The 11,828-nt window shown below is 63.3% G+C and carries 9 protein-coding genes; 5 read left to right on the top strand and 4 right to left on the bottom strand.

What is annotated here, in order from left to right:
- Positions 1 to 2 precede the first annotated feature (2 nt).
- Both J5J06_12150 and metG read right to left on the bottom strand, forming a co-directional pair.
- Entirely contained in the window at positions 3 to 392 is a 390-nt protein-coding gene (locus tag J5J06_12150; protein MCO6437834.1) for a hypothetical protein, read from the bottom strand.
- A 114-nt stretch (positions 393 to 506) separates the two neighbouring features.
- Positions 507 to 860 carry a methionine--tRNA ligase subunit beta gene (gene metG / locus J5J06_12145; GenBank protein MCO6437833.1) on the bottom strand — a complete coding sequence of 118 codons (354 nt, stop codon included), beginning with the start codon at positions 858 to 860 and terminating at the stop codon, positions 507 to 509.
- Positions 861 to 1,038: 178 nt separating this feature from the next.
- Between metG and J5J06_12140 the strand changes: the two genes are divergently transcribed.
- The 4 genes from J5J06_12140 to J5J06_12125 all read left to right on the top strand — a co-directional run bounded on the left by J5J06_12140 (position 1,039) and on the right by J5J06_12125 (position 8,157).
- On the top strand, positions 1,039 to 2,130 hold the full coding sequence (locus J5J06_12140) for a class I mannose-6-phosphate isomerase (GenBank protein ID MCO6437832.1): 1,092 nt from the start codon (positions 1,039 to 1,041) through the stop codon (positions 2,128 to 2,130).
- 56 nt (positions 2,131 to 2,186) lie between these two features.
- Positions 2,187 to 3,374 carry a hypothetical protein gene (locus J5J06_12135; protein MCO6437831.1) on the top strand — a complete coding sequence of 396 codons (1,188 nt, stop codon included), beginning with the start codon at positions 2,187 to 2,189 and terminating at the stop codon, positions 3,372 to 3,374.
- A gap of 196 nt (positions 3,375 to 3,570) precedes the next feature.
- On the top strand, positions 3,571 to 5,424 hold the full coding sequence (locus tag J5J06_12130; protein MCO6437830.1) for a hypothetical protein: 1,854 nt from the start codon (positions 3,571 to 3,573) through the stop codon (positions 5,422 to 5,424).
- A 234-nt stretch (positions 5,425 to 5,658) separates the two neighbouring features.
- Entirely contained in the window at positions 5,659 to 8,157 is a 2,499-nt protein-coding gene (locus J5J06_12125; GenBank protein MCO6437829.1) for a plasma-membrane proton-efflux P-type ATPase, read from the top strand.
- A 79-nt stretch (positions 8,158 to 8,236) separates the two neighbouring features.
- Here J5J06_12125 and J5J06_12120 read toward each other — a convergent pair whose 3' ends face one another.
- Together J5J06_12120 and J5J06_12115 are read right to left on the bottom strand one after the other, a co-directional pair.
- Positions 8,237 to 9,493 carry a SpoIID/LytB domain-containing protein gene (locus tag J5J06_12120; protein ID MCO6437828.1) on the bottom strand — a complete coding sequence of 419 codons (1,257 nt, stop codon included), beginning with the start codon at positions 9,491 to 9,493 and terminating at the stop codon, positions 8,237 to 8,239.
- A 122-nt stretch (positions 9,494 to 9,615) separates the two neighbouring features.
- The gene (locus tag J5J06_12115) at positions 9,616 to 10,584 is read right to left on the bottom strand and encodes a tetratricopeptide repeat protein (protein MCO6437827.1); all 969 of its coding nucleotides are present in this window, start codon (positions 10,582 to 10,584) and stop codon (positions 9,616 to 9,618) included.
- A gap of 403 nt (positions 10,585 to 10,987) precedes the next feature.
- Between J5J06_12115 and J5J06_12110 the strand changes: the two genes are divergently transcribed.
- Positions 10,988 to 11,821: a TraR/DksA family transcriptional regulator gene (locus J5J06_12110; GenBank protein MCO6437826.1), complete on the top strand. Its 834-nt coding sequence runs from the start codon at positions 10,988 to 10,990 to the stop codon at positions 11,819 to 11,821.
- Positions 11,822 to 11,828 lie beyond the last annotated feature (7 nt).

Raw genomic sequence — 11,828 nt, 5'->3', positions numbered from 1 at the left:
AGTCAATAGACCAGGCGGGCGAAGTCCTCGGCCCGTTGGGTTATCTCTCGAGAGAAGAGGCGATTGCTGAAGTTCGGCGGGACGAGTTCGCCCTCCTGCCAGCGCCGGGCGCGGTCGTTTTCGAGGTGTCGGATCGTCGTCGCCATGTCTTCGGCGAGGATTTTGCGATTGGCGGTCAGGCGCCGGTCCACCCTCTGGATTTCCGCCAGATTCTCGCCGAAGTCGCCCTCGACCCTTGCGGAAGAGTCCAAGACGAACTGAATGCTAGCGTCGCGGCGCTCGCGGGCGACTCGATAGTGGGGGTCGGCGCAGCCGGTTGCGAGCAGCGCACCCGCGCAGAGCAGTGATCCGGTAAGGCCCATGACTGCGTTGGGATGGATGGCCCTTTTCATTATGCACGACTGCCGCAAAGGAAACAGGCTCGCTATTCCTGATACGTCCGCCACCGCAGGCGGTTGCATTCCGCCGGATCCTGAGCGCCTCGGGCGCGGTGCGGCCCAATGGGGCTAACTGATCGTGCTGCCGGGCTCGATGGGTTCGTCCGTGGTCAGGACGATCACGCGCGATTTATCGGGGCTGGAGGCGGCCAGCAGCATGCCGTTGCTTTCCTCGCCGCGCATCATGCGCGGGGCAAGATTGGTCACGATGATCAGGTTCTTGCCCATGAGCTGTTCGGGCGCGTAGTAGGCCCGCAGGCCCGCGCAGATCTGGCGTTGTTCCGTTCCCAGATCGACACGCAGGATAAGTAGTTTGTCGGCGTTGGGGTGGGCCTTGGCTTCAATGACTTTGCCCACGCGAAGCTGAACCTTGACGAAGTCGTCGAAGGTAATCGTTCCCTGGGGTGCCGCAGAATCGGTCATGATGAGCAGTCTCCGGTAGTCGGCGTCTCGTGGCGCCTGCGATCGAACAAGCCGGCTTGGAGTGTACAAACGGGCGAGGATCGCGGCAACGCAAAGGCCTGATTCAGGCGTACTTCAGTCGCGGCTTGTCAGGGAGGTCTTCGGCTCTACAATCGCCCGTCCCTGGAAGTACTGCGACATGGACGTTTATCCCGTCGTCTTTGAACCGCTCTTGAAGTCCAAGGTGTGGGGAGGACGCCATCTCGAGCGACTGCTCGGAAAGACGCTGCCTCCTGATGCGCCCATTGGAGAATCCTGGGAGCTCGTCGACCTGGAAGGGGAGGTATCGGTCGTGGCCAACGGGCCGCTGCGCGGGACGGCGCTGCCCGATCTGGTCAGGGAGTGGGGTCCGGCCCTGATGGGTGATGTTGAGCTGATCGACGGTCGATTCCCGCTGCTGCTGAAGTTTCTCGACGCCCGGGAAACGCTGAGCGTGCAGGTGCATCCTGACGAGGAGACTGCGCAGCGCCTGGGCGGGGCGGTTCGACCGAAGAATGAAGCGTGGTACGTGGTCCACGCCAACGACGACGCCTGCATTTTCCGTGGCGCTCGGGATGGGACGACGGCGGAAGCGTTCCGCGCCGCACTGGAATCTCGAGGCGTGGGAGATCTGCTGTGCCGGATCCCCGTGCGCGCGGGCCATTGCTACTATCTGCCTTCGGGGGTGATCCATGCACTTGGCGGCGGCGTGGTGGTCGCAGAAGTACAGACCCCGTCGGACGTGACGTATCGACTGTTCGACTGGGATCGAATCGATCCGAGCGTGGGCGGCCCGCGGGAACTGCACGTGGAGCAGGGGCTGGGCTGCGCGCGCTTCGACGCGGGACCGTACCCGGAGGAACGGCAGCAACACGTCGCAAGCGTCTGGACGACGGTCACGACGCTGGTACGTTCGCCGTGGTTCAGCGTGGACCGGGTACGGATGGTGGAGGGGGCGGACCAACCGGTACCGCTGGATCGCAGTTTCGTCGTGTGGATGATCCTGGAGGGTCGATGTCGAGTTCGATATGGCGGCGGATCCAGTGCGGTGGAGTTCAACGTCGGCGATACGGTCCTGCTGCCGGCCGGCCTGAAGGAAGCCCGGGTGGAGACGCTGGCGCCTTCGATGTGGCTGGAGGTTTCCGTACCGCTGGCGAGTACGCTGGCGGGCCTCGATCGGCTTGATCCGGCGGAACTCGCGTCGAACAAGGGTGGCCCATTCGTGCCACTTCGAATGCCCAAGAAGCAGTGAATACGATCAGCGTCCGGCTCAGCTCGAATTGGGTGAGTTGGACTGGGAAACCATAAATGTTCGAGTTTCATGATCTAGGGGATGGAAGTCGTCGCAGTCGCAAGGCCCTGTATGTAGTCGCGGCGACATACATCAGCATTGGTCTGCTGCTGTCGCTCAGCGCGGCCGTGGCGGGGGATCGGCTGAGCACATTCCTGGGGTTTCTGATCATCACCGGAGCGATTACGGCACTGGGTGTGTTCAATCAGTTGTTGCGGCTCGGCGTGCGGGCGAAGGCCATCTCGGCGGGGATTGACGATGTTCAGCGCCGGCTGCGGGCGCTGGAGCTGGCGCGGGAGGAAGAGCGCCGCACGAAAGCCGCGGAGATTGTACCGGCGGTGCCCGCAGAGGGCACAGGGCAGCCGGCGCTTGCTGCCGGCGAGGAAGTCGGGTCTGGAGAAGAGGGAGCCGAATCTCCGGAAGCGATCGCCGAGCCGGAGTTGAACGTCGAATCCGAGGATGGAGAAGACGAAGCGCATGAGGCGTCTCTCGCGGAAGTGGCGGCGCTATTGAACCTGGCGGAGATCGGTTCCGGAGATCCGGCAGGGCTCGCGGCGGCGGTGCTGAACCGGGATCGTTTCCCGCGGCTTGTGCGATTGCTGGAAGAGGAACCACCGGCGCGGTCGGCCGCGGAGACGGCGGTCGCGCAACTTCGTCTGGCGGAAGGCGGCACCGTGGGCGGTGAGCATGTGCGGCCGGCAGGGACGGCGACGGTGGACGAATCCCCTATGCCGCTGGCGGGCGGATCCACGGCGCCGGCATCCGGTTCGCGGAATTCGGAAGATAAGGGCGACGCGTCCGATCAATGGGGGCCGGAATCTTCGGATGACTTCGAAGACGATGCCCGAATGACGACGCGGAATCTGCTGGGTGAGTGGAAACACGCGATTCGTGAAGGTGATCTAGCGACGTGCCGGCGGGTCTATTCGGCGATTGTCGACCTGAGCGAGCCGGGCGCGGCCGAGCCATTGCGGGAAATGCTGGAGCGGCTGGCCGACCAGACAGAGACGCGTTTGCGGCGGACGTTTGCGGATTGCATTCGGCGGCGGGATTTCTCCAGGGCGCTGGTTCTTGGACAGCAATTCGTGGAACTTCTGCCGGACCGTCCGGTGCGGGAGGAGTTTGAGCGGCTTCGGCCGGCGCTGGAAAGCAGGGTAAATGGGGCCGCCCAGGGGGTTGCGGCCGTGGCTGGGCAAGCCAATTGAGACCACCGGGAACCGGGTTGGGCTGCACTTCCCACTGCTACACAATCTTAATAAAAGAAAATCAAGACGCTCGTAAGAAAACGGATGCCGGCGGCGACTAGACAGAAGTGGGTTGCGTGCCGCCCGGTGGCGGTACGCGCCTTGCTGCGAGAATCGGCGCGGGGTTCGTCCATCTTTCCAGCCGGGAGCGGGTGCCATGTTCAAGAGAGCGCAGAACTTTTGGGTCGTGGGGTTGGCCGGGGTATGGGGTGCGTTTTGGTGCATCAGTCCCTGCCTGGGGCAGCAGAGCGGGACGATCAGCCTGGTTCCGGTGGGGGTCGTCGGCGGCAATCCGCCGGGGACGGTAATCGACGGGTCGTCGATCACGCTGGAACACGGCGGGACGGTGGTGGAGTTCGAGGTGCGGGCGACGTGGACGGGGCTGGCCGATATCCAGTCAGCGCGAGTTGACTGTACGGCCGGCTGCCGCAACGGCGTGGGAGCGCCGCTGTCCATCTATCACTACGAGGCCAGGCCAATTAGCGGCGCCTATGAGGGCGCTTATGTGTCTGTTAACGTGTGCTTGAACAACGGCCGGGCGGGTTGCGACGAGAAGAACGGACAACCGGCATGCGATCTCAGCACGGAGGGGCCCTGCGTCGTTAACACAGACTACGTTTTTTCCAATTCAGGCAGCTATCAGAACTTCTATATTCAATATCGCTTGGGTTCCACGGATCTTGTCCTCCAGAATGTCGCAGGTGCTCCCGTTCCTCAGCTCGGAGACTACGCCGGAACCGTTTTGCTCAACATCCCGGCGAGCGCCTTTGGCGACTACGAAGTGGGGTTCGTGCTCAACTCAAGCCGCGAGACGGCGATACGGAACGGTGTGTCATACTTGGACGTTACTGTAACACCGGCGGAGATTTCGATTTTGAGCAACCCATGCGCGGGCGTCCAGTGTGCGCTGACAACAGAACCTTGCCTGGCCAATCGGCCGACGATCCTTGCCGACGGAAGCTGCGCCTGCGTTGTCGCGCCGGTGGCTGACCACGCGCCGTGCCCGGCGGATATGGATCCTTGCACACAGGACGTTTGCCTCGCGGGCGTTTGCGAGCATCCGGACGTGGAGTGTGGAGAAGGCAGGGTGTGCGATGCACTGACCGGGCTCTGCCACGGCCCGCTTGGCGAAGGGCGCATGGGACTATTTCCGGTGGGTGTCCTTGGAGGGGGAGACTTCGACGTCAATGGAGATCGACTGGTTCTGTATGAAACGGACGTCGTGGTTGAACTCGAGGTTCGAGCGCAGTGGACCGGACTGCTGGGTTTGGCGCAACTACATGTCGAGTGCCCCGGGAACTGCGGGAACGGGGCCGGTGGGGCCCTTTCACTATTCAATATTGCGGGCGGGTTGCCGCCCAGCCTGTATCTCGCAACGGATGTGTGCCTTTATTCGCAGCGCCCTGGTTGCCCGGCTTCGGGTCAGCCAGCCAGCGGGCAAGCGCCTTGTGAAGCGGCCAACCCTGGCGACGGTCCTTGTGTTGAGAATCCGCGATTTCTATTCACGGCCGATCCCCGTTCCCCTGTATTCGGCGTCTACTTTTCGCCGATCCTGGGTATCTGTGAAGCCTTCGCCGTAAACGGCTCGGCCGGCGGGGGGATCGCTTTTCATGGAGAGAATGAGTACTTCGCCACTCTGTTGGTGTACGTCCCGCCTTACGCACATGGTACATACACGATTGAGCTTGGTTCGGACGAATTAAGCACATACTTGGCAAACGAGCATACAGTGCCATTGCCCATAACACTCTCTCCCGCCATCATCGAAATCTTCGATCCCTGCCTGGATACGATCTGCACGCCCTCGCGCGAGGAGTGCAGGGAGACGGTGCGGTCCAAGGTGGACGGGCACACGTGCGAATGCGTGGAGCAGGTCGTCGAAAACGGCACGCCTTGTGCCGACGACGGCCGGGACGACACGCTGGATCGCTGCATCGCGGGGGCGTGCTATCACCTCTCCGCGCCGCAACTGCTTAATCATCCGGAGTTGCAGGATACCGGCAAGCGCTGAAGAATAACCGAGTTACAGCAAAACGGGGCGTGAGGGCGGCCGGGTGGCGGAGCGCACTCGGCATCGCGCGTTCGCACGGAGGCCGGCGTCCATGCCGCTCTGCCGTGTTTTCATGCGCTGCGCCGGCCGCCGTGAATTGATCGGCCGTGTGTGCACCCGCATCGGCCCTGGTCGATCGTCGGAACGACGCCCTCGGAAACCGGCGCGCAAACGATGTCTCGTGGAGATATGCAAATGCCTGCGGCACACACGGATTCAGGATCGAGCCCACCGCCGTTGTCGGGTGAATCTCCGGAGCAATTCGATCGTGGCGGCCTGAGCGGAGAGGAGGCCGCAGCACGGCTCGCCCAGTACGGGCCCAACGCCATCGAGGAGGAACGGCAGAGTCTGCTCTTGAAATTCCTGGGCTACTTCTGGGGACCGATCCCGTGGATGATCGAGGCGGCGGCGGTGCTCTCGGGCATCGTACAGCACTGGGTGGATCTGATCATTATCCTGACCATGCTGGTGTTCAACGCCGTGGTCGGTTTCTGGCAGGAATACCAGGCGGCCAACGCACTGGAGGCGCTCAAGGCCGGGTTGGCGCTGGTGGCCCGCGTATTGCGGGATGGTCGCTGGCAGCAATGTCCGGCGCGTGACCTGGTACCCGGGGATGTCGTGCGTGTGCGGGCCGGTGACATCATTCCCGCCGACGTCAGACTTGTCGAAGGCGATTACCTGAGTGTCGATCAGTCCGCGCTCACGGGTGAGTCGCTCCCGGTCGACAAGCAGGTCGGTGACGCGGCGTACTCCGGCTCGATCGCCAAGCAGGGCGAAGTGGTTGCCGTGGTGACCGGAACCGGGGCGAACACGAAGTTCGCCCGAGCGGCGAAGCTTGTCGAGCAGGCAGGAGCGGTCTCGCACTTTCAGAAGGCCGTGCTGACCATCGGCGACTACCTCATCTACATCAGCCTGGGGCTGGCAGCGGTGCTCGTCTTCGCGCAACTCCTGCGAGGAGATTCGTTCCTTTCCGTATTTCAGTTCGTGTTGATCCTGGTCGTGGCGGCGATTCCGGTTGCCATGCCTGCGGTGTTATCGGTGACCATGGCGCTGGGAGCGGTGGCGCTTTCGCGCATGAAGGCGATCGTCACACGGCTTCAGTCAATTGAGGAAATTGCCGGAATCGATGTACTTTGCTCCGACAAGACCGGCACGCTAACGCAGAACAAGCTCACGCTGGGCGAGCCGGCGGTGTTCGCCGGCGCCGGTAAGCAGGACCTCATTCTGGCGGCGGCGCTCGCTTCCAAGGAAGAGAACCGCGACGCCATCGACGAAGCGGTTCTCGGCGGTCTCGAGAACCCGGAATCGCTGCGGGGGTTTCAGCCCGTAAATTTCACCCCATTCGATCCGAAATCCAAACGCACGGAGGCCACCGTGCAAGACCCGGCGGGAAAGACCATCCGGGCGAGCAAGGGGGCACCGCAGGTGATCTTCCAACTCTGCCGGCTTGGCGAGCCGGAATTGTCCGATGCGGAGAAGCGTGTCGATGAGTTCGCCGCCAAGGGGCACCGTACGCTGGGCGTCGCCCGCGCCGATGGCGATGGACCCTGGCACTTCCTGGGACTTCTTCCCCTCTTCGACCCGCCGCGCGAAGACTCCGCCGACATGATCAAACGCGCGGGCGAACACGGGATCGACGTGAAGATGGTCACCGGCGATAACCTGGCTATCGCCCGGGAGATCGCCGGATCGCTGGGCATGAAAGCCAGGATCGTGCGGGCGGATGAGGCGTTCTCCGACGGGGGCCAAGCCGAGCAGATCAGTCCGGAGCTGGCCGAGAAGATCGAGCAGGCCGAAGGCTTCGCCCAGGTTTATCCCGAGCACAAATTCTACATCGTGAAGGCGCTCCAACAGCGCGGTCACCTGGTGGCCATGACCGGCGACGGCGTCAATGACGCGCCGGCACTCAAGCAGGCCGAAGTGGGAATAGCGGTTTCCGGCGCCACCAATGCGGCTCAAGCCGCTTCGTCGCTGGTTCTAACCGCCCCGGGCCTTTCGGTAATTATCCAGGCTGTGGAGGAAGCTCGCCGCATATTCGAGCGGATGAACAGCTACGCCATTTACCGCATCACCGAGACGATTCGGATCATGTTCTTCGTCGTGGTCGCGATGCTGGTCTTCAACGTCTATCCGATCACGACCGTCATGATCATCCTCCTGGCGCTGCTCAACGACGTGCCGATCCTGACAATCGCGTACGACAATACGCGCCTCGACCCCCGTCCGGTGCGCTGGAACATGCGGCGGGTGCTGACACTTTCGACGGTGCTCGGACTGGTCGGCGTGATACAGAGTTTCCTGCTGGTGCTGCTCGGCCAGCTTTGGCTGGAGCTCGATGTGCCGCAGCTGCAATCGCTGGTGTTTCTCAAGCTGGCCATTGCAGGACATCTGACGCTCTTCGTCGTACGTACGGAGCGTCCGTTCTACACGCGGCCGCGCCCCGCGCCACTGCTCTGGCTGGCGATTCTTGGCACGAAAATCGTCGCCATCCTGATTGCGGGGTTCGGCCTGATCATGGCGCGCCTGCCCTGGATATACATCGGCGGCGTCGTGGTGTATTGCCTGTTGTGGGTGTTCATCAACGACTGGGTGAAGCTGCACGTGTACCGGCACCTGGGTCTGACGGGCAAGCGACATCGGCGGTTTCTGGACCGGACGCGCCAACCGCTTCATGCAGGCGTTGACCAGGCTTGATTCTGCCAGGGAGCGAATGGAACAGCCGCACACGGGCCGGCGACGTGGTGGTCTCGACAACGGCCTGCACGCGCTCCATTCAATAAACGCGCGTCAGGTGCACGCCGGGGTAATAGTAGCGGAGGATGTCGGCGGCGGCGCGTCCGAGGCGAGCCTGGCCTTCCATGCCCCATTGGCACAGACCGAGCCCGTGGCCGGTACCCTTGCCGTTCTCGAGTACGATTTCCTTTGGTGTCATCGTGATGTCACAAGCCGTGCTGGGCATGGCGCGCGAGCCCACGGCAAGGCGGAAGTTCTCGGCGGAGAGCTCGCGCGTTTCGCCGGACGGGCCGGTGATGGCGATGCGCGTGGGGCGACCGCCGGGTTCGCGTTCAACAACTTCGAGTCCCTCGATGCCGCCGAGGGAGGCGAGCTCGGGGTGGCGGGCGGCGAGGCGTCGATAGGCTTCGTCACGGGGTATGTGAACGGGTCCCCAGCGGTAGACGCCTTCCGGGGCGATGCGGCAGTAGTCACAGGGAATCCCGCCCGCGAGGGGGGGAATGTCACTTTCGGGTCCGAAGATGGCGGCCGACTGGGTTCGTCCGCCGCAGGCCGAGGAGTAGTACGTGGGGAAGATACGTTCCCGCCGGCCGTCGTTCCACGTGCACACGAGTCCGCGCGTGGAAAGGGCGGCGCGGAGGGCTCGCCGGCCCAAGGGGTCGGAGCGTAACCCGCCGTAGACCTGTGCCTGTTGCGAAGCGACGAGATCCCACGGCTCGTCGCGGCGGCGGAGCATCTGATCGATAACGAAGCTGCGGGCGATGACGGCCTGGGCTTGCAGGGCCTGTTCGTGAAAAGTCGGCCAGACTTCGTGGGCCACCACCGAGGCGACATAACGCTCGACATCGACCTCGTTGACGACGGAAAGTCCCGCCGGGTCCTGTTGAGCGGATACGCGGAGCAAGCCGGCGTAATAGGCGGGCGGAGACCACTCCATCCCGTCGGCGCTCGTCTCAACGCGGAGCTTTCCGCCGGGAGGGGATTGGAACGTCGTTTCGAAAGCGGTCAGCCCGTCGCATAGCGGGTTGTCTGCTTTAATCCGAATCGAGCCGGGCTGGCCGACTTGCAGGACAACGGGGCCGTCGGGCAGGGACTCCGGCGAAGCGAGTTTCGCGCCGTCGAAGCGGATTTCGCAAGGCGTGTTGCAGGCGAGGCGGACGGCCTGAATATCCCGGGCGAGTTGAACGCGGACGGGACGGATGGGGACGAGTCCCAGGGCCGTCGCGCCCTCCAGGTCGGCGTCGATGATCTCGCGAGCGCAAAGCAGTGGTGAAGCCGTCAGGGCCACGGCCAGCATCAAGATCACGATGCCGAGGAGGGTGCGGGCTGGCCCGAGCGCCCGGTGCTGAATCAGTCCGGCGAGAGGGAATCTTCGCCCACGGTCGGTTCGAGGCGCCGGCGACCTCGAGGACGGCAACCTCATCGCGACGGTCTGAAGCTCAGCCCGTGCTGGGCGAGCTGGTTCCTGATTTCGTTCAGCGAGGTTTGCCCGAAGTTCTTGATGGCCATGAGCTCGGCCTCGCTGTGGGTGACGAGTTCGCCCAAGGTATTGACGCCGAGCCACTGGAGACACTTTCGCGAACGGACGGAAAGTTCCAGGTCGGTGACGGGCTTGTTGAGCACGACGGCGTTGTCGCCGGTAAAGGGTGCCGTGGCGCGCACGGCGGGCTTGGCGGGCACGGTGGTGAGCGTCTGCCCCAGGGACAAGCCCTTCTGGGTAAGGAGGCTCTTGATTTCGGTGAGAGAGGTTTCGCCGAAGTTCTTGTAGGAAAGCAGCTCCGACTCGCTGACCTTGAGCAAGTCCCCCAGTGTGCGGATGTTCATTTGCCGCAGGCAGTTGCGGCTGCGGACGCTGAGCTCGAAATCGCTGATGGGCTGGTCGAGAATGGCATGGCGCTGTTCGGAATCCCGACGGCGCTGCTCGTCGTACACCATGGTGTACGAACTCTCGACCGACTTGAGGAACTGGCGGGCGCGATGGTGTTCGGGGTACTCGGCGAGCACGCGGCGCAGGCAGGACTCCGCATTGCGAAGCTGTCCACGCTCCTCATAAATGATGGCGAGATTCAACAGCGCGTTGACATGGGCGGGCTGTTCTTCGAGGCACCGCTCGAAGAGGTCGAGGGCGGTATCGTCGTCGCCGGCCTGGTCCGCCAGAAGCCCAGCGCGAAAGCAGGCCGGTACGTGGCCGGGATCCAGATCCAGCACCAACTGATACTGCTGCCAGGCGCTTTCCCGGTTGTGGTCGGCCTCGAGTAGCCGCCCTTTGAGAAAAAGGACGTCGGCCCGGTTGGCCTCGTCTTCCGGCACGCCCTTCAGTGCCTTCCGCGCCTCGTCGAGTTGTCCCGCGTCAATTGTCTGGTCGATCGCCGCAAGCGTTCCCGTCATTGTTTTGCTGTTCCGTCTCCGCCGCGCCGAGGTTGAACGCAGCGTATGTACTCTGGGGGTCCGGCGCTCCGCGCCTGAGCGATTGGCCCCTCGAAGCTCCGTGTGTGCAATGGCGAATCTTGGATTGTAGCCGGTTCGCGGGCATACGCAAGGGGCATGTAATGGGACACGAGGTCGGCATGCCCGGTCCGACGCCCCAGTCGGCGCCTGTTCCGGCTTCATAGCCGCGGAGCCGCCATGCGTCAGGGGGCACGCACCAGCCGACACTGGGGGCTCGCCGGAGGTTTCACATCCCTTGACAGCCCCGTTTCTCGAACCTATACTCGCACGATTTGATTTTTCGTTTCTCCCTGTATTTCAGTAGGTTACACTGATTCTGCCCTCGGCCTGACGGATCCCTGGCGTGGCAAAAGCGAAGCGAAAGAACACTTCAAAAGGCCGCGGGACGACCGCCAAGGATTCCGGGAAGACGCCCCGATCCTCCGGGAAGAGCAGCAAGAAAGTGGCCAAGCCGGCGACGGCTTCGGCTTCAAAAAAGGCGAGCGGCAAGACGGCCAAGACCACCGGAAAGAAAGCGGTGAAGAAGAAAGCCGTGGCTCGAACCGTGGGCCGGTCGCCGTCCAAGCCGCCCGAGCGAAAGGCGAGCGGCAAGCGGTCGGTCGCGAAAGGCGGCCCGGCAAACGAGGCGGATTCGAAGCTCCGGGAGATCACCCAACCCGAAGCGGATGGGTCGAAGAAGAAGCGGAAAAAAAGCGGATCGGCCGGAGCGCGCCAATCTGAAGCGCGCAAGAAGTCCGATCTTCCGCCAGCCACGGCGGTTGATCCGGTGCAGTTTCCGGAAGAGCGCAAGCCGATGCCCAAATCGCCGCTTTCGGCCAAGCAGCTGCGCGATTTCCGTCTGCAGTTGCTCGACCTTCGCACCCAGATCGTCGGGGACGTCAATGCGCAGTTCGAGCGCCGGGGGGAGAACGGCTCCGGCGAGCAGTCCTCCATGCCGGTCCACATGGCCGATCTGGGCAGCGACAACTGGGAGCACGAATTCAACCTGGGACTGCTGGCCAACGAGCAGGAGCGACTTCGGGAAATTGACGAGGCATTGCGACGAATCGACCAGAAGACTTTTGGCATTTGTCTGGCGACACACAAGCCGATCGGTCTGGCCCGACTTCAAGCCAAGCCGTGGGCGAAGTACTGCATAGAGTATGCGCGCGCCCGTGAAGAGGGGCGAATGCGCTAACCCTGGC

Source organism: Phycisphaerae bacterium, assembly GCA_024102815.1.
Classification (GTDB): Bacteria; Planctomycetota; Phycisphaerae; order UBA1845; family UBA1845; genus JAGFJJ01.
Note: the sequence above shows the minus strand (reverse complement) of the source record. Positions and strands in the feature narration are given on the sequence as shown.